Origin of the sequence: Bacillus sp. FSL R5-0422 (genome assembly GCF_038610765.1) — a bacterium.
Lineage (GTDB): Bacteria > Bacillota > Bacilli > Bacillales > Bacillaceae > Bacillus > Bacillus pumilus_O.
Window position 1 is genome coordinate 3,335,652 of the sequence record NZ_CP152014.1, and the last position, 21,372, is coordinate 3,357,023.

23 protein-coding genes are annotated in these 21,372 nt (G+C 43.8%); 6 read left to right on the forward strand and 17 right to left on the reverse strand.

Features of this window, described 5'->3' with window-relative positions; all coding sequences use genetic code 11:
* The first annotated feature begins 1 nt into the window (after nucleotide 1).
* Together MKX52_RS17115 and MKX52_RS17120 are read left to right on the forward strand one after the other, a co-directional pair.
* Nucleotides 2-1,423: an ATP-grasp domain-containing protein gene (locus MKX52_RS17115; protein WP_342491102.1), complete on the forward strand. Its 1,422-nt coding sequence runs from the start codon at nucleotides 2-4 to the stop codon at nucleotides 1,421-1,423.
* A gap of 18 nt (nucleotides 1,424-1,441) precedes the next feature.
* Complete coding sequence (locus MKX52_RS17120) at nucleotides 1,442-2,635, forward strand: pyridoxal phosphate-dependent aminotransferase (RefSeq protein WP_342491905.1); 1,194 nt, start codon at nucleotides 1,442-1,444, stop codon at nucleotides 2,633-2,635.
* Nucleotides 2,636-2,649: 14 nt separating this feature from the next.
* On the opposite strand, the gene MKX52_RS17125 is transcribed toward MKX52_RS17120, so the two are convergent.
* The 12 genes from MKX52_RS17125 to MKX52_RS17180 all read right to left on the reverse strand — a co-directional run bounded on the left by MKX52_RS17125 (nucleotide 2,650) and on the right by MKX52_RS17180 (nucleotide 13,697).
* Entirely contained in the window at nucleotides 2,650-3,441 is a 792-nt protein-coding gene (locus MKX52_RS17125) for an SDR family oxidoreductase (RefSeq protein WP_342491103.1), read from the reverse strand.
* A gap of 102 nt (nucleotides 3,442-3,543) precedes the next feature.
* A complete protein-coding gene (locus MKX52_RS17130; RefSeq protein ID WP_342491104.1) occupies nucleotides 3,544-3,999 on the reverse strand; it encodes a dTDP-4-dehydrorhamnose 3,5-epimerase family protein in 456 nt (151 codons plus the stop codon).
* Complete coding sequence (gene rfbD / locus MKX52_RS17135) at nucleotides 3,992-4,846, reverse strand: dTDP-4-dehydrorhamnose reductase (protein WP_012011635.1); 855 nt, start codon at nucleotides 4,844-4,846, stop codon at nucleotides 3,992-3,994. The genes MKX52_RS17130 and rfbD overlap by 8 nt, the downstream gene beginning before the upstream one ends.
* A gap of 3 nt (nucleotides 4,847-4,849) precedes the next feature.
* Entirely contained in the window at nucleotides 4,850-5,815 is a 966-nt protein-coding gene (rfbB, locus tag MKX52_RS17140) for a dTDP-glucose 4,6-dehydratase (RefSeq protein ID WP_144473445.1), read from the reverse strand.
* Nucleotides 5,812-6,552: a sugar phosphate nucleotidyltransferase gene (locus tag MKX52_RS17145; RefSeq protein ID WP_342491105.1), complete on the reverse strand. Its 741-nt coding sequence runs from the start codon at nucleotides 6,550-6,552 to the stop codon at nucleotides 5,812-5,814. The genes rfbB and MKX52_RS17145 overlap by 4 nt, the downstream gene beginning before the upstream one ends.
* Before the next feature lie 2 nt (nucleotides 6,553-6,554).
* Nucleotides 6,555-7,583: a glycosyltransferase gene (locus MKX52_RS17150; protein ID WP_342491106.1), complete on the reverse strand. Its 1,029-nt coding sequence runs from the start codon at nucleotides 7,581-7,583 to the stop codon at nucleotides 6,555-6,557.
* Nucleotides 7,580-8,320: a glycosyltransferase family protein gene (locus MKX52_RS17155; RefSeq protein ID WP_119125533.1), complete on the reverse strand. Its 741-nt coding sequence runs from the start codon at nucleotides 8,318-8,320 to the stop codon at nucleotides 7,580-7,582. The genes MKX52_RS17150 and MKX52_RS17155 overlap by 4 nt, the downstream gene beginning before the upstream one ends.
* Nucleotides 8,310-9,434: an N-acetylneuraminate synthase family protein gene (locus MKX52_RS17160; protein WP_342491107.1), complete on the reverse strand. Its 1,125-nt coding sequence runs from the start codon at nucleotides 9,432-9,434 to the stop codon at nucleotides 8,310-8,312. The genes MKX52_RS17155 and MKX52_RS17160 overlap by 11 nt, the downstream gene beginning before the upstream one ends.
* Nucleotide 9,435: 1 nt before the next feature.
* A complete protein-coding gene (locus MKX52_RS17165) occupies nucleotides 9,436-10,311 on the reverse strand; it encodes a GNAT family N-acetyltransferase (protein ID WP_342491108.1) in 876 nt (291 codons plus the stop codon).
* The gene (locus MKX52_RS17170; protein ID WP_251183751.1) at nucleotides 10,308-11,486 is read right to left on the reverse strand and encodes a DegT/DnrJ/EryC1/StrS family aminotransferase; all 1,179 of its coding nucleotides are present in this window, start codon (nucleotides 11,484-11,486) and stop codon (nucleotides 10,308-10,310) included. Before MKX52_RS17170 ends, MKX52_RS17165 begins: the two co-directional genes overlap by 4 nt.
* A 21-nt stretch (nucleotides 11,487-11,507) precedes the next feature.
* Nucleotides 11,508-12,920 (reverse strand): CDP-glycerol glycerophosphotransferase family protein, encoded by a 1,413-nt coding sequence (locus MKX52_RS17175; RefSeq protein WP_342491109.1) that lies wholly within the window; start codon nucleotides 12,918-12,920, stop codon nucleotides 11,508-11,510.
* Nucleotides 12,921-12,926: 6 nt separating this feature from the next.
* The gene (locus MKX52_RS17180; protein ID WP_342491110.1) at nucleotides 12,927-13,697 is read right to left on the reverse strand and encodes a glycosyltransferase family 2 protein; all 771 of its coding nucleotides are present in this window, start codon (nucleotides 13,695-13,697) and stop codon (nucleotides 12,927-12,929) included.
* A gap of 175 nt (nucleotides 13,698-13,872) precedes the next feature.
* Between MKX52_RS17180 and MKX52_RS17185 the strand changes: the two genes are divergently transcribed.
* The 3 genes from MKX52_RS17185 (at nucleotide 13,873) to MKX52_RS17195 (ending at nucleotide 16,061) form a co-directional block, all read left to right on the forward strand.
* On the forward strand, nucleotides 13,873-14,547 hold the full coding sequence (locus MKX52_RS17185; protein ID WP_342491111.1) for a YIP1 family protein: 675 nt from the start codon (nucleotides 13,873-13,875) through the stop codon (nucleotides 14,545-14,547).
* Nucleotides 14,548-14,771: 224 nt separating this feature from the next.
* Entirely contained in the window at nucleotides 14,772-15,314 is a 543-nt protein-coding gene (gerQ, locus tag MKX52_RS17190; RefSeq protein ID WP_012011646.1) for a spore coat protein GerQ, read from the forward strand.
* Nucleotides 15,315-15,443: 129 nt separating this feature from the next.
* Nucleotides 15,444-16,061: a cupin domain-containing protein gene (locus MKX52_RS17195; RefSeq protein WP_012011647.1), complete on the forward strand. Its 618-nt coding sequence runs from the start codon at nucleotides 15,444-15,446 to the stop codon at nucleotides 16,059-16,061.
* A 40-nt stretch (nucleotides 16,062-16,101) separates the two neighbouring features.
* Here the strand turns inward: MKX52_RS17195 and MKX52_RS17200 are convergent, their stop codons facing one another.
* The 3 genes from MKX52_RS17200 to MKX52_RS17210 form a co-directional block, all read right to left on the reverse strand.
* On the reverse strand, nucleotides 16,102-16,473 hold the full coding sequence (locus MKX52_RS17200) for a DUF423 domain-containing protein (protein ID WP_144469506.1): 372 nt from the start codon (nucleotides 16,471-16,473) through the stop codon (nucleotides 16,102-16,104).
* A 71-nt stretch (nucleotides 16,474-16,544) separates the two neighbouring features.
* The gene (locus MKX52_RS17205) at nucleotides 16,545-17,852 is read right to left on the reverse strand and encodes a purine/pyrimidine permease (protein ID WP_144458865.1); all 1,308 of its coding nucleotides are present in this window, start codon (nucleotides 17,850-17,852) and stop codon (nucleotides 16,545-16,547) included.
* A 33-nt stretch (nucleotides 17,853-17,885) separates the two neighbouring features.
* Complete coding sequence (locus MKX52_RS17210; protein ID WP_217013303.1) at nucleotides 17,886-18,218, reverse strand: YwdI family protein; 333 nt, start codon at nucleotides 18,216-18,218, stop codon at nucleotides 17,886-17,888.
* Between the two features lie 160 nt (nucleotides 18,219-18,378).
* Between MKX52_RS17210 and MKX52_RS17215 the strand changes: the two genes are divergently transcribed.
* A complete protein-coding gene (locus tag MKX52_RS17215) occupies nucleotides 18,379-19,737 on the forward strand; it encodes an aldehyde dehydrogenase (RefSeq protein ID WP_342491112.1) in 1,359 nt (452 codons plus the stop codon).
* A gap of 33 nt (nucleotides 19,738-19,770) precedes the next feature.
* Here the strand turns inward: MKX52_RS17215 and MKX52_RS17220 are convergent, their stop codons facing one another.
* Both MKX52_RS17220 and MKX52_RS17225 read right to left on the reverse strand, forming a co-directional pair.
* Nucleotides 19,771-20,451 carry a uracil-DNA glycosylase gene (locus tag MKX52_RS17220; RefSeq protein WP_012011651.1) on the reverse strand — a complete coding sequence of 227 codons (681 nt, stop codon included), beginning with the start codon at nucleotides 20,449-20,451 and terminating at the stop codon, nucleotides 19,771-19,773.
* Nucleotides 20,448-21,275 carry a glycosyltransferase family 2 protein gene (locus MKX52_RS17225; RefSeq protein ID WP_342491113.1) on the reverse strand — a complete coding sequence of 276 codons (828 nt, stop codon included), beginning with the start codon at nucleotides 21,273-21,275 and terminating at the stop codon, nucleotides 20,448-20,450. Before MKX52_RS17225 ends, MKX52_RS17220 begins: the two co-directional genes overlap by 4 nt.
* Between the last annotated feature and the right edge of the window lie 97 nt (nucleotides 21,276-21,372).

Below are 21,372 nucleotides of genomic sequence, written 5' to 3' on the forward strand. Positions count from 1 at the left end.
ATTGAGTAAAAAAACCGTACTTGTCATTGCTGATCTGGGAGGATGCCCGCCCCATATGTTTTATGAAAGCGTGGCTGCATCGTATCATATCGTTTCTTATATCCCGAGACCCTTTGCTATTACAAAGGGACACGCTGAGCTAATCGAAAAATACTCTATTGCGGTCATCAAAGATCGGGATTATTTTGATACAAATCCTTCTTTTGAACACCCTGATTCGATTTATTGGGCACATGATGATTATCTGAAATCAGAGGAAGAGGTGGTCGATGACCTCGTTCGTGTCGCTTCCTTTTTCAAAGCAGATGCGGTCACCACCAATAATGAATTATTCATTGCACCAATGGCAAAAGCCGCTGAACGACTTGGGCTGCGCGGCGCCGGGGTAAAGGCAGCTGAATTAGCGCGTGATAAAAGCCAAATGAGGGCTGCATTCAACGAGGCTGGGGTCAAAGCAGTAAAAACTAAGCCTGTCACAACTTTAGCTGATTTTCAGCAAGCCATTGAGCATATCGGGACACCGCTCATTTTAAAGCCTACATATTTAGCAAGCTCCATTGGCGTGACCCTTTTTCATGATCGTGCCGGCAGTGATGATCTCTTTTTACGCGTACAATCCTATTTGCAAACCATCCCCGTTCCAAACGCTGTGACGTATGATGCACCGTTTGTCGCTGAAACGTACTTAGAGGGTTCTTACGAGGATTGGTATCAAGACGACGGCTATTCTGATTATGTCAGTGTAGAAGGATTAGTTGTTGAGGGAGAATATATCCCATTTGTCATTCATGATAAGACCCCTCAAATCGGATTTACAGAAACAGCTCATATCACTCCGTCGATCCTAGACAATGAAGCGCAGCACCTCATCATTGAGGCAGCAAAAAAAGCAAATGAGGGGTTAGGACTTGAAAACTGCGCCACTCATACAGAGATCAAGCTTATGAAACACCGGGAAACCGGATTAATTGAATCAGCAGCTAGATTTGCTGGCTGGAATATGATTCCGAATATCAAAAAAGTCTTTGGGGTCGATATGGCCAAGCTGCTCATTGATGTATTAGTCGATGGAAAAAAAGCTGATTTGCCAAAAGAACTACTTTCTGGTCATACGCATTATGTAGCAGATTGTCATTTATACCCTCAGCATTTCAAAGAGAGCGGACACATTCCGCCTGAGGTCACACACATCACCATTGATCATGTGTATATTCCGCAGGACACTTTAGTTGGAGATACTGTCATCATCAGTGAATCCGCTCCACCTAAAGGAACCTTTGTCGATTTGTCTTTATTTGAAGCCTTTAATGGCATCGTGTCTCTTGAATTAAAAGGGTCGTCTTCTCTGGATGTTGCTGCTTCTATCCGTAACATTCAAAAGCAGGCATCCATTCAGTTAATGGATGAATTAGTGAAGGGATAAGAAAGAGAGGATGTCGTGGTGAAGATCTTACCATCTAACATGATTGAACGGCTGCCAGAACAAAAATTTGGAACCGTGTTTGAGAAAATAGCGCATAAAACACAACAGGGAGCGAACATCATTAACCTTGGTCAGGGAAATCCCGATCTTCCGACCCCTGCACATATTGTGAGTGCCCTTGAAGAAGCAGCAGGCTCTTTGCCATTTCAGCAATATGCACCTTTTAGAGGCTTTGACTTTTTCAAGCAAGCCATTGCGGATTTCTACAGAAAGGAATTCGGTATCGAGGTTGACCCGAAGAAGGAAATTGCCCTTTTCACTGGAGGAAAAACAGGCCTTTATGTAATGAGTCAGTGTCTGCTTGATCCAGGTGACATTGCCCTTGTCCCCGATCCTGGATACCCAGAATATCATTCAGGTATCTTAATGGCAGATGCAAAGCCATACTGCATCCGGCTAGAAGAGGAAAATGGCTATTTGCCGAATTTCTCATCAATTGATCCAGGCGTGTTAAAAAAGGCAAAGGTCCTTTTCTTAAATTATCCGAATAACCCAACAGGTGCGGTGGCAAATGAGGCTTTTTTTGAAGAGGCTGCGGCATTTGCCTCTACTCACGGTCTTCATGTGATTCATGATTTTGCTTATGGCTCCTTTCATTACGAGCAAAAACCTATAAGCTTTCTAAAAGCTCCTCTTGGAAAAAACGTAGGCGTGGAACTATATTCTTTATCCAAAACATTCAATATGGCAGGATGGAGAGTCGCTTTTGCTGTAGGCAATGAGGACATCATTCATGCCATTAACGCTTTCCAAGATCATGTATTTGTCAGTATGTATGGTGGATTTCAGCATGCCGCCACCGTCGCTTTACAAAGTGATAACTCTCATATTCAATCTTTGAAAGAAGTCTACCTTGAGCGAATGGCTTTCTTCATCCGTCAAGCTGAGAAGCAGCTTGGCTGGACCATTGAACGTCCAGCCGGCGCCTTTTATTTGTGGGCACCGATTCCTGATGAATTCGAGGATTCCCATACCTTTGCCGACTATTTACTCGAGCATGCAGATGTCGTCGTGACGCCTGGGAGTGTGTTTGGCACACATGGAAGACGCCATGTCCGCATCTCAATGGTGGCGCCAATTGAGCAGCTTGCCCTTTTTATCGACCGGCTCCATATCCTGCCGATTTGCTTTCATCAAAAAACCCGCATATAGCGGGTTTTTCATATTTATATACTTTTCATCGAACCACCATCAACAGATATTTGCTGGCCAGTGACATAAGAGGCTTCCTCTGATGCGATAAATGCGGCCAATGAAGCCATTTCACTCGCTGAACCTACTCTTTGCATCGGGATTCCTGACGCAACAGCCTGTACAGCTTCTTCGCGTGATAATGACTGTTCACGTATCATGTTTTCGATAAATTGTTCATACCGATCTGTAGCAATAAATCCTGGATTTAAACAATTCACTGTGATCCCAGAATGCGCAAGCTGCGAGGCTGCATTTTTACTAGCATTGATAATCGCTGCATTCATCATACTGTTCGTAAACATTTGATGACCAGGTTCCTTCCAAAGGTTCCCGACAATTTGAATGATCCGTCCATATTCATGTCTTTTCATCATCACTGCCGCGCGTTTCATCATATCAATGTACGCAAGAGCTTTCTGAGAAAATGCTGCCAGCATCTGCTCGCTTTCACATGAATCAAAAGTATCTGGCTTCCCTCCTGGAATGTTGTTAATCAACACATCCAGTCTGCCAAACTCTTTATCTATTGCCGCAAAGGCCTCAGCTCGCACTCCTTCATGTGACATATCGCCACAGAAAAGAGACACCGGCTCCTTTGTTTCTGCCATACGTTCAATGTGCTGCCGCGTATCTTCTAGTGAGGATTGATTTCTAGAATTGATGATGACCTTTATATGGTCCTGGGCGGCAAGCTTTATGGCGATTGCCTTTCCAATCCCTGTACTTGCCCCTGTTACAAATGCAATTCTTTTAGACAAACTCATCCACATCCCTTTTCTGCTCAACTTATAAAAATACATAAAATGACACTTACAGAATGTATTTCAACAAAAAAAGACCTTTCTCCTGCGAAAGGCCTCTGTTCTTTATTTAAATGTCGTTTCCCAATCAAATCCGATTGTCTCGTCATTCCAAGCGATTCTCTTTTCATCTGGTTTTTTCGGGTCATAGGATTCTGTCGTGAAATAGACAATTTGCAGCGGTGTCTCCCCTAGTACCCGGTAGCCATGCGCGACACCCTTTGGAATGAGGAGCAGCATTGGATTATCTTCCCCCATATAATACACATCGGTTTGCCCCCTTGTAGGAGAGTCCTCACGCAAATCGTATAAAACGACCTGAGCATGACCTACTGGGAAAAACCAAACGTCATCTTGCTTTTCATGATAATGAAAGGCTTTGATCACTCCTGGAAAGCTTTTCGACCACGATGCCTGCCCAAAACGTTTCAGCAATGGCTCATCATCTCGAATGAGCTCTGCAAAAAAGCCGCGATCATCACAATGTTTCATGAGTTTTTTCGTTTGTACACCTTCAATCATGCTGATGCCATCTCCCTTCTTTCTGCAAATATTCATGAAGCGCATCCTTCCAATGTCTCGGCTGCCAACCTGTAGCTTCAATCGCTTGAAGGTCTAATACAGAATAGGCTGGGCGAGGCGTTTGGAATCCATACTCTTCCGTGGAAATGGGCTCAATGGTCGTAGACAGGCCGCTTTTTGCCACAATTTCTGACGCAAAGTCAAACCAGGAACAGCTCTCTCTGTTACTGACATGATAAATTCCTGCCTGTTGATCAAACAAATGAATGATGGCCTCTGCGACATCCTTTGTATAAGTAGGTGAGCCTATTTGGTCGTTCACGATGCGCAATTGATCCTTTGTTTCTGCGAGCCGAAGGATGGTATTCACAAAATTATGTCCCTCATGTCCGTATAGCCACGATGTACGGATGATTTTTACTTCGTCTGATACAAGATGAATCAATTCCTCACCAAGCTTTTTACTTTTTCCATAAATGGTTTGAGGATCTGCTTGTGCATCGACTTTGTAAGGCGTGTCTGCTTGCCCGTCAAACACATAATCTGTACTGACATGTAACACATCAGCCCCTATGTTCTTAGCCTCCAGCGCTGTGTAGTAGGCGCCAATGCCATTAACAAGATACGCCTTTTCCGTTTCTGTTTCACACTGATCTACAGAGGTATATGCTGCTGCACTGACAACAATATGAGGTCGAAAATGTCTCATTGCGTGTCTGACTGCTTGCTGGTCTGCGATATTGAGCATGCTCCTCGTTAAGGCAATGACGGTGATGTCTTTCTCCTTGAGCTGTCTGCTCAATTCTTTCCCTAGTTGCCCGCCTGCACCGGTGATTAAAACTTTCATCCGTCACCCTTCTTCGCTCTGATCATATTTGGTACGATACCAATTGATCGTTTTTTCAATACCTGCTTCAAATGACGTCAACTGCGTCCAGCCAAGCCCTCTTTTTAGTTTACTGGCGTCAATCGCATACCGTCTGTCATGTCCTTTTCGGTCTTCAACAAACGCAATACGGTCATGACTGATCCCGAGCTGCGTCAGAATGGTCTTGGTCAAATCAAGATTCGTTTTCTCGTTGCCACCGCCGATATTGTACACTTGCCCAGCTGTTCCGTTTTCAAGGACCTGCTTTACAGCTTTCGCATGATCCTCAACATACAGCCAATCGCGAATCTGCTGGCCGTCCCCATAAATCGGGATCTTTTCTCCATTGATTGCTTTTCTAATAATCGTCGGTATTAATTTTTCTTCATGCTGATATGGTCCGTAGTTGTTGCTGCATCTTGTGATCATTGCGGGTAATTGGTGAGTGTGGATATAAGATTTCACAAGCAGGTCTGAACTTGCCTTGCTTGCAGAATAAGGATTATTCGGTGAAAGTGGTGTTTGTTCTGTGAAAGCTGGGTCATCTAGCTCCAAATCTCCATATACTTCGTCTGTTGAAATATGAATAAGCTTTTTCGCCTTTCCTTTTAAGACTGCCTCCAGCATACGATAAGTGCCGAGCACATTTGTTTGAATAAACGGCTCTGCCGATTCAATACTGCGATCAACATGGGATTCCGCTGCAAAATGAATGATAGCATCATAGACTTCATCAAACGCTTGATCCAGCTCATGTTGAAGGGTGATATCTCCTTGAATAAAACGAAAATGAGACAGCTTTAATAATTCATCCATCTCTTCTGGATGACTGGCATATGTTAACTTGTCAAAAACAGTGAGCCGGACATCTGTTTCCTGAAGCAGCAGCTTCACAAAATTCAGTCCAATAAATCCCGCTCCGCCTGTAATTAAATAAGACTTCGTCATTCGTATCCCTCTTTTTTCTTCATCGTTTCAAACATTTTCGTTGATGCCTGGTGGAGAGATTCATGTGTTCCTGCATCAATCCACCACCCTTTTAACATATCATAGGTCAGCTGACTATTTGAGATATAGAGATTGTTTACATCTGTAATCTCTAATTCGCCTCGATCTGATGGCGAGATTTTCTCAATATATTGAAAGACTTCTTGATCATAAAAATAGATACCCGTGACGCAGTAGGATGAACGCGGATGCTCCGGTTTTTCCTCAATTGATACTATTCGTTGGTGAACGGCATCAATTTCTGCAATACCAAATCGCTTTGGATCTGTCACTTCTTTCAACAGAACTTTCGCACCGTTTTCTTGCCGCTGAAAGGCGTCAACGAAAGGGTTCAGCGAATCTTCAAATACATTATCACCAAGCATCAGTACAAACTTTTCACCTTCTACAAATGGCTTTGCATAGGATAAACCGTCTGAAATTCCAGAAGCTTCAGGCTGTACTTGATACACGATGTTCATCCCAAGTTCCTGATCGCCTTCAAGCAGTTTTTGAAACAACGGGATTTGTTCTGCTTGTGATATGACCATGACATCTAAAATTCCTGCTTCTTTCAATTTGAACAATGACCAATAAATCATCGGATATGGGCCAACCGGCAATAAATGTTTATTGAAAATCTTTGTTAAGGGTGCCAGTCGTGATCCCTTTCCTCCTGCTAAAATAACTCCCTTCACATCTACACATCCTTATGTTCTTTTTGGTGATGATTCATGAGGTATATAAGAATGTTTTTCACTCGTTCGGTTCCTTTTCCATCAATGAGTGACCGTCCATTGAGGTGAATACTCCTACGGAGAAAATAGCTACCGGACAGCCTTCGAACAGCACGCCATATATCCTTTTCATCCACAAGGCGGCCTAACCCAAGATGATAGCAGGCTCCCTTTTGTGCAAAACGAGTGGCTGTTACTGCTTGGTGGTCTACTTGTGAAAGGACAATGCTAGGCACCCCGATACAAACGGCCTCATATAACGTCATCCCACCAGCAACAATCGCTAGATCGGCTTCGGCAAGATGGGCAGATAATTGATCCGTATGGCGAATGAATTGAATATGTGTAGCCTTGATTTTTTCTTCGATGCGAGAGGCTTTTCCTGTAACCGCTAGAATGTGTAAATGGCCGGCTTCGCGAAGTGCTGATACAGCCTTTGTTAATAACCCTTCAGGATCACTGCCTCCAAGGCTGATCACTACTTTCTTACATTCTTTGCGAACCTCATATGTGTCTTTTAATTTGCTGATCTCGTGATCTAACAATAAATAAGGTGTTCCATAAAAGTAGTCCGTGCCATTTACTTGCAGGTGCTTTTCATCCAGTCCACCATAAATGCCGTTTACAACAGCATCAGCAAGCTGGCAAACTTCTGTTCTTTCCTCTTCAAATAAGACCAATTTTGCATTACTGGAGGATGCTTTGATCGATCGAAGGAACTGAAGCTCACAATCAAGGACATCGATCAACAGAAGATCAGGATTTATCTTTTTTATGTCCTGCTCTATCTGAAAAATTACATTTGATTCCTTCACCAAATGAACATGCCACGCTGAATGCGAGAGCATTTCTACACAAATCTGTTCATTTGTATAGAAATACAAGTCGTTTCCTTCTTGAATCAGTTCCTTTGCCAGCCGTTTCATTCTAACGACATGCCCCATTCCTCTTAAAAAACCACCGTACACAACAATCATGATTTTTTTGTTCATTCAGCATCCTTCTGCTTCACAAATTGATTCAACCGAACCATATCAGGATCCTGTTCACAAATGGTGATGAGTTCAGCTGTAGGCACCGCATTAGACCCACCGGCTTTTTCAAGTAAACGGGTGGCAAATACGTAATCTTCTTCTGTATCAATCGTGAATCGATAAGCAGGATATGCGAGTTCTTTGGGCGGTGTGAATAATTGCAGTTGAAATTGCTCAGGGTGCTTTCGGATATACAGCGTGACATGCTCACGCTCTGGTTGCGTAAGGGGAAAATTGTCGATTTCACGTAAAATAGTTGCGTTGATCATTTCCCCGGAAATACCGAGTGGTGTTCCGGTCGTATACGTGTAGTCCGCCTTCTTCTGTTTATGTTCTTCAAGCATTTTCGACAAAAGCGCTGGATCTATAAATGGATTATCTCCCGTTAAACGTACAATGATTTGTGGTTCAAAATGTTGAGCTATCTTTGCGAATCGCTGCAATACATCCATCTCACTGCCACGAAATACCTTATAGCCCTTTGATAAACAATAATGAGCCAATAGATCATCTTCTGCTTCGACTGTTGTGGCGATCATGAGGTTCTGCGTTTTGTGATTGTAATGATCTGATTGCTTTACCCGTTCAACGATAAAATCGATCAATGCCATACCACCGATCGGCTTCATCACCTTTTTTGGCAGTCTTGTTGAGCCCATTCTAGCCTGTATGACAAAGAGCACATCATTGATCATTTGCAGACTCCTGCATGAGCACATCTTTCCACGAAATCCCTGTATGGGCTGGAATGTCTCTGACAGCTTTTGCCCCCAGTAAAATCTCCATGTATCGCGGATGAAGACCTTGGATTTTTTGTCCTGGACGTAATACGGCTAGATTTTCTTCGGTCAACGTCTCGCCCCTTGCAATCCCTCTTGTCGTAAAAATCCCTCGATACGCAAATTCACGAATCTGCCCTTCAATGGCTGTTGTCGTTTTAAAAGAACTGCCAAGGAGATCCTCTGACACAGAATGAGCATCAGTTTCTGATTGGTTCCGCTTCTTTTCCGCCGTTCGAATATGCTGAACCATTTCCTTTAATTCTTCTGGATCGAGCGCAAAGGAGTGATCGGCGCCAGGAAGTGTCTTATCTATTGTAAAATGCTTTTCAATCATGGCTGCCCCAAGTTTCACAGCAGCAACAGGAGCTTCAGTAGGATGTTCACTATGATCAGAAAAGCCGATGACCGCCTCAGGAAAAGCGGAGGCTAAGGTTTGGAGCACACGAAGATTCGTGAAAGCTCTAGGTGCTGGATACTTTGCCACGCAATGCATGATGGCGACCTGATCGTTTTGCTCGCTTGTAATCGCCTCATATGCTTCATGAACATCTGCAATAGTGGCGCCGGCAGTTGAGAAAATGATGGGCTTTTGAAAAGAAGCTGTGTGACGTAAAAGAGGCAAATGATTGATCTCATAGGATGCCAGTTTAAAAGCTGGCGGATCGGTTTGATTTAATAAATCCGCAGATTCCTCGTCACACACTGTGCTTAAAAAGAGCAGCCCTTTTTCCGCGCAGCGTGACAATAACACCGGTAACCATTCTGGCGGCAGCTCCATTTGTTCGACTAAGGAAAAAATGGACACCTCTTCTCCCTTGGCTGTTTCGTATAAACCCGGTTCCTTTTGATACATCCGATCAGCTTGAAACATTTGAAACTTCACTGCATCGGCACCTGCTTCTTTTGCCACATCAATTAAAGCAAGCGCCTGATCCAGCTTCCCATCATGGTTAATGCCTGCCTCTGCAATGATAAAGACAGGCGCACCATCCCCCACTTTGCGATCTCCAATGTAGAAATGCGCCATCTTACCTCTCTCCTTTTTTCGGCCATACATGGTAATACAAAAAAGAATTTTTTGTTCTAAAGCCCAGCTTTTCGTACAGCTGAATGGCGGTTGTGTTATGCATCTGAGTTCCGGCCGACATAAACCGGTGCCCTCTCTCATAAGAGGCTTTCATCATTGCCATCACCAGCTTTTTCCCGAGTCCTTTCCCTTGTGCATTTGGTCTAATGGCAAGTAAATCAAGCACCAACTCATCGTCCTTTATCAACCCTTGGATCAAACCAACGATTTCATCATTCACCTTTGCTGCGAGATTGATATCTGCACGTCCGAGCAAATTATTTTTCATCCATTCTTGAAAGAAATGCTGGACGGCATTCTGGTCTAAAAAAGGATCAAGTGCATACCGGCTTTTCACAAAAGCCTGATAAGCGAGTGACACCGCCTCATCGTATTCCTTTTCATCCGGCAGACTGATGACCACATCTTCACTTGTTGATGGCATTTCCATGTGAATAGGCGGTGCTTCAAGACGAGTGAGACCGCCCACATAGTACACATGTGACAGCCTTTGGACGATGCGATTTTTTTCAACATCTGCCGCTTCAAGACGTAAAAAGAAAAAATCGCATTTTTCTGATCTCATCCAATTGATGAAGCGTTCCATCAATTCCTGAAAAGCAGGTGCTGACTCAGCTTCCGCAAACTTCACATGAAAAATATGCTGATCAAATATGCCGCTTTCCCATTTTGACCAGTCGTATAACAGCACCGCTTTGAGCTGGGCGCCACTGACAAGACCAAACTGTTTGAAGCCTTTCATTTGTTCAATTTGTTGACCGTATTTCTCAAGCCAAACGGATAACACCTGATCGTCTATTGCATGAACGACCTTCATGAAGATGCCTTCTGTTCTTTTAAAATAGACAGCACCGCAGCGATGACATCCTGCACATCTTCATCTGTCATACTTGGGTAAAGAGGCAGTGAGAGGGTCCGCTTGTAGTATGCGAGTGACTCAGGGAAATCCTCTGGTGAATAATGATAGGTTTGTTGATAGTATGGATGCAAATGAACAGGGATAAAGTGAACACTCGTGCCGATCTTATAGTCTTTCTGCAGCCGATCAATCAGCTCATCACGTGTGATGAATGCTTCTTTCGGGTCCACTTGCAGTACATATAAATGCCATGCATGTCTGCCCTCTTGATGGACAGGCGGTAGGATCAGCCCTGTTTCTTTTTGAAATGCCTGATTGTACGCTTTCGCAATTAGTTCTCTCCGTGCTTGCATATCATCTAGACGGTTTAGCTGGACAAGTCCTAACGATGCTTGCACATCAAACATATTCATCTTATAGCCAGGTTCCTCGACCTCGTAGTACCACGTTCCTTTTTCTCCATAACGATTCCATGCTCCCTTGCTCATCCCATGGAGTGCTAGTTTTCTAATTCGATCGGCTAGTGCATCATCATTTGTCGTCAGCATGCCGCCTTCCCCGGTCGCTATGTTTTTCGTCGCATAAAAACTAAAGGCAGTCGCATCTCCAATCGCTCCAATCGGCTGCCCGTGATACGTCGTATGCAGGGCGTGAGCGGCATCCTCGAGCACAAATAGATCGTACTTTTTAGCAATGGCTAGAATCCGGTCCATATCGCACGATTGGCCAGCAAAATGAACAGGGACAATGGCTTTTGTATATGGTGTAATCGCCTCTTCTAGTTTCTCTGCATCGAGGTTGAGTGTCGCTGGGTCAATATCGACAAAAACAGGAGCTGCCCCTGTATGAATGATCGTATTGGCTGTTGCACAAAATGTCAGAGGCGTTGTAATCACCTCATCCCCATTCCCAATCCCTCTAGCTTTTAAGGCTAAAAATAAAGCAGCTGTACATGAATTGACAGCAATCGCATGTTTTGCACCAGTCAGCTTCCGAAACTCTTCTTCAAACTGTCTGACTTTTGGTCCGGTTGACAGCCAGCCGGATTTTAATGTTCCAATGACTTCCTCAATTTCTTCCTGCTCAATCAACGGCAGGGCATAAGGAAGAAATTGTTCTCTCTTTTTTTCCATATCGCTTGAACACCCCTATCTTCATCTCTGAAAATCTACACCTGTTTTTGTTTTAAGCAGAGAAAGCAGCACATCGGTCGATCGCGCATGCGGATAATGTTGTTTAATGAACTTAGCTCCTTGCTGCTTTGCCAGCTTCATCTCTTGATCATCCGATAAAATACGAATGGCTTTCTCAGCCAGTTCAACAGGGTTTTCCATATGATAGCTGCCAAGCGACTCGTAATAAGGGTATCTTCTGCCTTCTGTCATTTTCCCGATCAGCACACTCTTTTCAAAAAGCATTGCTTCAAGACCGACGGTTGATGTAAGCGTAATGACCATATCCATATATGGCAGCAGGTCATACAAGTCGATTTCTTTTTTAATCAGTCTCACATGATTTCCTGCGCGTTCAATGGACACATACTCATTTAATCGGTTTCGGGCAATTTCCCACGGATGCGGCTTCATGATCAACTGAATGTCTTTCCGTTTTGCAATTGTTTTAAGCACATCACCATAGAAAGCTTCTGAAAACGGCTGCGTTGCCACAAGCACGGTCTTTTTAGCAGGATTGAAGTTTAATTTACGAAAGATGAGTTCCTGCTGAAGCGGCGTTCGATCCTTCACCAAATCAAACCTTGGATGACCTGTGACCTCCACCTGTTCCGGTTGACAGCCTTTGTCTACATACCAGTCTTTTTCATACTTTCCAAACACCCCGTGGCACGTCGTAAAAATCGGTAAAAAGGCTTCGTCTCCCATAAGCGCGCCGTGCTGAAGACAGATACTCGTGAGCTGGCGTTTCACAGTTTGCAATGCAAGTACGCGGCTGTATGCATCCTCCGTTGTCCCCACGATAATGGCTGCAATTGGCTCCATCTGAAATAGCACTTCTGTCTGGTCAATGACATCAATAAATTGCACAATGTCCTTCCGAAGCTTTTCTCTAAAAAAGACATCGCCAAAGACGGGGTGCTTTGCGTAAGGTTTAAGGAGAGCATTTGCTTTCTCAATATATTCAGCATGGGCTTCTTTATTAACCTCTCCCGCTAATTCCGGCTTGCTGATGACAGGTAAACCGAAATAGTCTGCCTTCTTCCAGCGAGCAAGCACCACGGTTTGACTTGGATGGAACCGCGTGTAATTTTGTTCAGTAAAACGCAGATGTTCAAAATGAAGCAAGACCTTTCCATTCGCCGGATGATACGCAATACGCTTGATCTGCTGCTTATGTTGATCATAAAATGGCTGAATTTCTTCCGGCAACGGACAATCGGTTGTCAATTCTTGACCGAATGCCTCATCCTCCATACGTTCCCTTACCTCAGGACTGATATATTGATAGAAATTGCTGATCAATCCAAGGGGAATTTGTCGATAGGACAAATCCTTCATGAGATTTACAAACTCAAAGTACACCTGCCAATAATGATGAATATAGTGCGACACTTAAGGTCACCTCCCATGTTTTTGTTTTAATATGTGGCGGAGCTCCCAGCAGGTAGACTGCTCAGGAAGTGCTTGAATAAAAGCACTTTTCTCTTCTTCCGCCAACTGATAGTGAATCGACTGCTCTGTGATGTAATTTGTATCTAACACTTCATCATAGGGATAGAACGGATAAAAATGATTTAATCGAAAAAAGAACCGAGCATCCCCTATTCGATAAAAATGCGGACTCTCGTCCCAGTAAGACCCAAATTCAGCATGGATTTTTGTTAAAATAGAAGCACGATGAACGACTGAGCAATGATCTATGGCACAAGGTGCATTCCATTGCACCGCTTGCGCAGGTCGAATCGTTTCCTTAACTGGCTCTTTTTTGCTATTTAAATAGATTACTTTTGAAGCAGAATAGACAATATCTTCACCTGGACGAGCATCTAGATAATGTGTGAGTTTCTCTAAACGGTCCGGGGTATAGACATTGTCATCTGTGGCATAGGAAATATACTCCCCCTTTGCTAGTTCTAAAGCTTGATTAATGAGGACGGCGTATCGGGTTTTCGCTGTTCTCTCCTCCAGCGATTTGACACCGCTTTGGATAAAATGAACACGGGGATCTTTGCGAAAGGGCTCAATTACAGCAAGGGTTTTTTCGTTTGAACCATCGTCCATGATAAATAGTTCAAAGTCTGACAGCGTCTGCTGCAAAATCGCTTCAATCGATCTGCCGACGTAAGCCGCCTTGTTGTAGCTCGTCATAATGACAGTTACTTTTGTCAAAGTTTTCACCTCGGTCTCTTTCAAACTATGGTTATCATATGTGTCTCCTCTTAAAGAGACTGTAGAGTGACCTATTTTTTATAAAATTGTATTTTTTTATTGATCTAACTTTGAAAAACGCGAACTTTTTGGTAATATAAGTAATCATTTGTGTGTATTAAAGGAGTAAAGAACATTGGAAGCTATGAAGAATGATCACTCCCAAGAAGAGGAAGCAAAAGGTTTTTTTCGATTTTTCAAAATTTTCGTCGCAACAAAAACGATTATTCGCTCATATCAACATTCCTCTATTCCCATTTGGCTGATGATGCTCCTTGCAAGTATCGCTGGTACAGGCTGGGTCTACGAAGGGTATTTTAGCGATTATATGGGCAATCATATTCCATTCCCTTTTATTCTGTTACAAGGTGCGGGATATGGTATTCTAGCAGGCAATCTCGGTCTTTTTTTCGGTGTACTCATCCTAAAGTGGTTAGGGCGTCTTTTTTTCGGCAGTCAAACGGCATATCTAGATGTACTCAAAGCCTGCACGCTGACAATCTTTTTCCCTTCCTCTTTATTTGCACTCAGTTGGATTTTTACGATCAGATTGCTCGGTCCGTATACGTTTGTCAAAATCTCACCCTATTTAGATCAGCACTTTGAGGTATGGTATTATCTCGATCTGTTGACATTGATTGAGGCTTATGCGAAGACGTGGATATTTGGAATGACCGTTTTAGGCATTGTCGCTGTGATGAAGCTCAGATTATGGCAAGCCTTTCTCATTGTGATCACACCGCTTGCGGTATTTTTTCTTATCATGACTCTTTTATTTGATGTCCAGCGCGCTGTAAATTGGATGATGTAAGGAAGATTTCATATCATATTCGTAAGCAACGAAGCACAGACTTGACAAAGAATGCGGGGGGTTTGCCCGCGCCTAAGGAACTGCACCGCAGTTCCTTTTTTTCGTTCAGTGTACATATTCTGCCCACCTGTCTCATAGTGTGAAAGAGAGAAAGAATGCTATGGAAACAACAGGTGCTTAAGCGCCTTCTGTTTAGAACACCATGAGGAAAGAGGAGGAACGTTATGAAATTGAAAAATCAATTTGGGCAAGGTTCGGGTTTCGAAGGTCAAGATTTTCGCCAGCAACAATATGGAGCAAATCCGTATCCTGCGCAGCAGATGGGTTATTCAGTCCCTCCCCAAACGCAGGGTCAAATGCAAGGACAAATGCAGCAGGGATTTTCACCAATGCCGTCTACTGGTTCTTCACAAGGGGGGCAGGGCATGCAGAGCAGCGGGCAGCCGTATCAAATTCCTTCTGGACCCATTTATCAGCAGAATGTCACTGGTCAGCTGCCAATCGAACAGTCCTATATTGAAAATATTTTACGATTGAACCGCGGCAAGGTAGCCACGATTTATATGACGTTTGAGGCAAGTAAGGAGTGGAACTCGAAGATTTTCAGAGGCGTCATTGAAGCTGCAGGACGTGACCACATTATTATTAGCGATAACAAGACGGGAACACGATACTTACTATTAACGATCTATCTTGATTACATTACGTTTGATGGGGAAATTCAATACGACTATCCATACTCTATGTCCACGTATTCTCCAAGGTAGATAACGCCACATAAAAAGCAAGGAGCAGGTGCCCTTGCTTTTTTCTTTTGAGTAGGTTTTTGTCACACCTCTAGAGCACTGCTCATAAGATGCCTAGTAGTTTTTATCAAACGCCTAGAGGTGACATTCATGACTGTTGAGCTAGATTATACATCGCCAAATGTGAAATATTCATACGATCTGAATCAAAGCCCACTTGTGAAATACGATCAGCATAACCTGATTAACGTTTTAGGGAAAAAACAATTAAATTCGTTGGATCAAGTATCGCTGCTGGATATATATTTGAGTAAAAGCAAAGTCGTAGAGCCTCATTATCATCAAAATGCCGCAGAGCTTGTTTATTGTATAGCCGGTTCTGCTGCCGTCTCGATGCTGAATCCATTTACAAAAAAACTGCACACCTATACCATCAACCCTGGACAGGTGGCAAACGTACCTCAAGGCTGGTGGCACTACGAAGTTGCCCTTCAAGACAGAACTCATTTGTTAGCCATTTTTAACGCATCTACGCCAGAAGTGATCCTAGGCTCAGACCTTCTCACCCTTACCCCTGCTCACATCATGGCACATACGTATTGCATGAACGAAACACAGTGGAAACAGGCGATTCAGCCTGTGAAGCCAAGTGCTTTTATCGGGCCATTTTGCCACAGAGAAGAGGAAGTACAAACGAACCCTGTCCCTCCATCTCACTACATCCCATATTATCAAGCACCACCGAATTACGCTCCTTACTGGAATTAAGAAAAAACCGATGCCCCTCTCAGAGCATCGGTTTTTTGGCTTATAAATTTTTTGCTGCTGCAATGACAAGCAAGATCCAAGAAGCGATAAATGCCAACCCACCAATTGGGGTAATGGCACCTAGAATCTTCACCTGAGTCAATGCTAGGACATAAAGGCTGCCTGAGAAGAAAAGGATGCCTGCAAGCATGACCCAGCCAGCGGTCGGAACTAGAGAAACACCTGACAGCTTATCTGCAAGAAAAGCGACAATAAATAGTCCTATCGCATGGAACATTTGATATTGAACCCCTTTGTTCCAAATCTCTATATACTTTTCAGGAATTTTCCCTTCAAGACCGTGCGCACCGAAGGCTCCGAGTCCAACAGCTAACATCGCATTCATCGCACCTAAAATGAAAAATAGTTTCATTCGTCATTCTCCTTATCTCGTCAATTATCTTTTATCATAGCGCGGGTGACAGAGGATATTCAACTTTCCCTTTACGTTGACACGAGATTGTCGGATTTCTTTTTCTTTCGTAACAGAACTTGATCGACCACGATCGCAATGAGTGTACCTAGTACAAGTCCATTGCTTAATAATGAAATAAGTACAGGATGCATGCCTTTCAAGGCTCCCTGTGGTACAAACATCGCCCCTACACCTGCTAAAACGGCAATTCCTAAGACAAAGCGAATCCGCGGAATTTCTTCTTTTTCATACTGATCGAACTCAGACATCGCAATTCCAATCATTGAGGAGAATACCACAAAGTTTACAGCAAGCCCCACAGGTGATGGCAATGCGGAGAAAAAGCTCATGAGCAGTGGGAATAAACTAATGAGTACAATGAGCAAACTTCCTATGAAAAAAGGCTTTCTCGATGGAATTTTCGTTGTCTGGATAAATCCTGCTGCCCCGGAAATAGGTACAGGCGCAATCGCTCCGATCAATCCACTCAGTAAGTGACCAAATGCTGCGACAAAACCAGCCGGACGAGCTCTCTTCCGCTCACGCAGTTCACCAAATGCCTTCACTGAACTTTCCACAATTCGAATACTTGCCAGCATGTTCACAATGAGTAATATCGTAATGAAAAAGGACGTGACAAGCAATCCGCTGTCAAAGACTGGCGTTCCGAATGGGAACAGCTTCGGAAACTCGATGATTTTTTCTGGAATTCGAACCGGCTTTGCCAGCCCGAGTAGAGCGAATAACAACCAGCCTCCTGCAAGGGCAAACAACACAGAAAACTGCCTTAAGTAATGCCATTTTGAGCGGCTGATCATGAAGGTCAGGACAATAATTAAGATCGACAAGCAAAAGACTAGTCCGTCCACCTGATTTCCCCGATAGCCGATGCCCATCAGCCCTTTCATAATCGGCTGACTTAACTGGACAACTAATAGCAGCAAATAAATACCTGTGACGACTGGCGTAAATAACGACGCGAGCCAATTAATGATTTTAAATAAACTAAAAATAAAAAAGAAAGCAGCACTAAAAATTAAAGCTCCTTGTAAGGCTTGCAGGGTTTCAGGATACGTCGCAAAGATGGTTCCTGTCATACCTGCATAAAGGGTATACACACCCCACCAAAGCCCCGCTGGACTTTCATTGATCGGTAGCATATGGCCACATAAACATTGCACCATCGCCACAAGACCAAGTGAAAAGAATGTACTTTGAATCAGCTCCGCTGACTGCACTTGGTTCAATTCAAATGCTTGTGCAATCGCAATTGGTACAGCAATAGAAGCTGCGATAAAAAATGCCATCCACTGAATGGCGCCCAAAAATAGTTTCAAACCGATCACCTTCCCTTTGTCGTGACAAGACCATTAAAAATCAAAGATAGAGTCGCCGTTCCCATCCTTCTCTTTTTGCCCCTCTTCTTGATGCTGAAATTTCTTCGCACCACTCGCACCCATCAGTTTCTCAAGCATCGCTTGATCTGAGGATACGGGCGGCGCGGACGGTGTCTGTATCGAAGAAGGTGGCGAGATCACCGGCGTTTGCGGCATTTGCATCTGTGATGGTGCATCGAGAATGACATCACATAGTGAAGAAATCGCCGCCACTTGACGTTTCACCTCTTCATCATTTCCACTTTGTTTCGCCTTTTGAACCGCTTCCTCCATTTTTTGGAGCAGGCTTGATATATGAATATTCAAGGGTAGACCCTCCAATCTAAAAAAGTCTCTTTTCAACATTATTTTACCAAATGAACAAACGAAATGGGTTCATTTTTTCAAACCCGCCTCTCTTATTTGACCCGACATAGCCCTTCACACATAATAAAAGAAACAGTATCGTTTATGAAAGGATTGAATAATGGATAAGCTCACTGCTCTTTTTCAGAAACAAAAAGTCTTTCAAAAGCCGTCGGTTGAAGAACGCATCCGTCTTCTTAAAGACTTAAAAGCAGCCATCAAACAGCATGAAGAGGATATTTTACAAGCCTTGGCCCATGATTTACATAAATCCGAACAGGAAGCCTACACAACTGAGATCGGGATGGTGTATGAAGAAATCAATCATACCATCAAGCACCTCCACAAATGGGCAAAGCCAACACGCGTGCGAACCCCCCTCACTCATATCGGGTCGAAAAGCATGATTATAAAGGAACCTTATGGCAGTGTGCTCATCATTGCTCCTTGGAACTATCCTTTCCAATTGGCTCTTTCTCCATTAGTTGGTGCCATTGCTGCAGGTAATGCCGTTATTTTAAAACCGTCTGAGCTGACGCCGCAAGTTTCAGAAGTAATCAGTGCAATAATCGAACCTGTATTTCAAGAAGACCATGCCACTGTCGTAGAAGGCGGTGTAGATGTGAGTACAGAGCTGTTGAAACTGCCCTTTGATTATATCTTTTTTACAGGAAGTGTGGCAGTCGGCAAAGTCGTCATGGAAGCCGCCGCAAAGCATTTGACTCCTGTCACACTCGAACTTGGCGGAAAAAGCCCTTGCATCGTCATGCCTGATGCAGATATCAAATTAGCGGCAAAACGAATCACGTTCGGCAAATTTGCCAATGCCGGTCAAACGTGTATTGCGCCAGACTATTTGCTTGTTCATGAATCCATAAAAGAGGAACTTTTACGGGAAATGACAGCCTGCATTCGTGACTTTTATGGCGAACAACCGGAAACACATCCGCACTTTGGGAAAAATGTCAGCCAACGTCATTTTGACAGGCTTTCCGAATTCCTCTCAAATGGAACGGTCGTTACGGGTGGACAGCGCAACGAAGACGAGCTCAAAATTGCACCGACCATTTTAGACCACATCACATGGGAAGATCCCGTCATGCAGGAGGAAATTTTCGGACCGATTCTGCCTGTCATGACCTTCGATTCTCTGCACGAGGCAACTCATATGATCAAAGCAAGACCGAAGCCGCTTGCGCTTTACTTATTTACAACAAGTAAAGAAACAGAATCCTATATTCTAGACCATCTCTCATTTGGCGGAGGATGTATCAATGACACGCTCATGCATGTCGCTACTCCTTACCTGCCATTCGGAGGCGTGGGTGAAAGCGGCATGGGACGATATCATGGGAAAGAAAGCTTTTTTACCTTTACGCATGAAAAAAGCGTTCTACGCCAAACCAATCGCTTCGATTTTTCCTTCCGTTATCCAAATGCGAAAAACGGACTCGACTTGGTTCGTAAATTTTTAAAATAAACAGGACGAAGGGTCTCTCCCCTCGTCCTCTTTTTATTCAATATCTTGGATACACCAATTAATTTCTTCTGTCCCCATTTGCTTTAAATACGCGTTTACCTTTGAAAACGGACGACTGCCAAAAAAGCCGTTTCTTGCTGAAAAAGGACTTGGATGAGGTGACTCAATGATGTAATGCTTGTTTTGGTCAATGCGTTCTTTCTTATTTTGAGCATGTCTTCCCCACAGCACAAAAACGACGGGCTGATCACGTTCATTCAGCGCATCAATCACACGGTCTGTCACACGTTCCCAGCCTTTGCCTTTATGCGAGTTCGCCTCGCCCTTTCTTACGGTCAACACAGTGTTTAAGAGCAGCACACCTTGCTCTGCCCAGCTCACAAGTGAGCCGTGATTTGGAACAGGACAGCCAAGATCATCCTTTAGCTCCTGAAAAATATTTCTCAACGATGGTGGATGCTTCACGCCAGGCTGGACAGAAAAGCTTAATCCATGTGCCTGTCCTGGGCCATGATAAGGGTCTTGTCCCAAAATCACCACTTTGACCTCTTCATATGATGTCAAATGAAGCGCGCGATAAACGTCATCCGGTTTCGGAAAAACGGTCTGCGTGCGATATTCTTCCTTCATCCATTCACGTAATTCCTGATAATATGGCTGTTCAAATTCACTTTTCATCACAGCCCACCAGCTATCATTTAAAAATGGCTTCATTGGGGTTCTCCTCCTTGTGTCTGCTGTGCCAGTCTTGAGATCATCGGTTTTCCATCCCACACAATCTCACTCTCTGATTCTCGCTTTTTCATCGCTGGTTCTTCTAATAAGACAGCAAAGTTCGCTGTCGGCAAATCGCCCAGCCCATGCTTTTCACTTAAATCATCTAAATAGTTCTTTCTTGTCTCACCAAGGTCACTAGACTGATTTCCACCGCCGTCAAAGAACGCATAGATCACACTGGCAGCAGGCACTCGTTTGACCCGGGCATGCTGCGTGACACGTAAGAAAAAGTCCCAATCCCAGTAATGATGCATCGCTGGATCAAAATAGCCAATCTCATCGTGTATACAGCGTTTGTACATACTACCGGAAGGAACATATGTAGAAAAGACACGCATATCCTCAATAGCAGCTGTATACGCAAACAGACGTCTTGACACCGGGAAGCGGGTCACGCCTTTTTCTTCAAATGACACAATTTCTGCATCAGAAAAGACAAAATCGGCATCCTCCAGCGCCTTACTCATCCGTTCAATATGACAAGGTGTAAAATAATCATCGTCATCACTAAGCATAATGACATCGCCTGTCAGCTCCCGCACCCCCACGTTTCTAGCATTCACATGCTGGACATTCTCTTCTAAATGGATCAAGCGGATCGGAAGTTCGGGATAGAGTTCCTGAATGACCTCGACACGCTCTCCTGCATCATTCACAACCACAATTTCAAAGGGCTGTACGGTTTGTCTCGTAATAGATTCAAGCAGCTCACACAGTGCGCTGAGCCGGTTATGTGTCACAATTAATAAGGAAATCTTCATATTCAGCTTACTCCTTTAATAGATTCGTCTTTTTCCATTAAAACATAAAATGACGTTCTTCTCATGATATAAAAGGCGGTTTGATGTGACGGAAAAA

Bases quoted from the DNA above. Each gene is read 5' to 3' on its own strand.
- MKX52_RS17125 (WP_342491103.1), bottom strand. From the start codon at position 3,441: ATGAGTTTGTCTAAAAGAATTGCATTTGTAACAGGGGCAAGTACAGGG.
- MKX52_RS17130 (WP_342491104.1), bottom strand. From the start codon at position 3,999: ATGATTGAAGGTGTACAAACGAAAAAACTCATGAAACATTGTGATGAT.
- MKX52_RS17195 (WP_012011647.1), top strand. From the start codon at position 15,444: ATGACTGTTGAGCTAGATTATACATCGCCAAATGTGAAATATTCATAC.
- rfbB (WP_144473445.1), bottom strand. From the start codon at position 5,815: ATGACGAAGTCTTATTTAATTACAGGCGGAGCGGGATTTATTGGACTG.
- gerQ (WP_012011646.1), top strand. From the start codon at position 14,772: ATGAAATTGAAAAATCAATTTGGGCAAGGTTCGGGTTTCGAAGGTCAA.
- MKX52_RS17220 (WP_012011651.1), bottom strand. From the start codon at position 20,451: ATGAAGCCATTTTTAAATGATAGCTGGTGGGCTGTGATGAAAAGTGAA.
- MKX52_RS17200 (WP_144469506.1), bottom strand. From the start codon at position 16,473: ATGAAACTATTTTTCATTTTAGGTGCGATGAATGCGATGTTAGCTGTT.
- MKX52_RS17170 (WP_251183751.1), bottom strand. From the start codon at position 11,486: ATGGAAAAAAAGAGAGAACAATTTCTTCCTTATGCCCTGCCGTTGATT.
- rfbD (WP_012011635.1), bottom strand. From the start codon at position 4,846: ATGAAAGTTTTAATCACCGGTGCAGGCGGGCAACTAGGGAAAGAATTG.
- MKX52_RS17215 (WP_342491112.1), top strand. From the start codon at position 18,379: ATGGATAAGCTCACTGCTCTTTTTCAGAAACAAAAAGTCTTTCAAAAG.
- MKX52_RS17165 (WP_342491108.1), bottom strand. From the start codon at position 10,311: ATGAAGGTCGTTCATGCAATAGACGATCAGGTGTTATCCGTTTGGCTT.
- MKX52_RS17225 (WP_342491113.1), bottom strand. From the start codon at position 21,275: ATGAAGATTTCCTTATTAATTGTGACACATAACCGGCTCAGCGCACTG.
- MKX52_RS17155 (WP_119125533.1), bottom strand. From the start codon at position 8,320: ATGATCAATGATGTGCTCTTTGTCATACAGGCTAGAATGGGCTCAACA.
- MKX52_RS17160 (WP_342491107.1), bottom strand. From the start codon at position 9,434: ATGGCGCATTTCTACATTGGAGATCGCAAAGTGGGGGATGGTGCGCCT.
- MKX52_RS17150 (WP_342491106.1), bottom strand. From the start codon at position 7,583: ATGAACAAAAAAATCATGATTGTTGTGTACGGTGGTTTTTTAAGAGGA.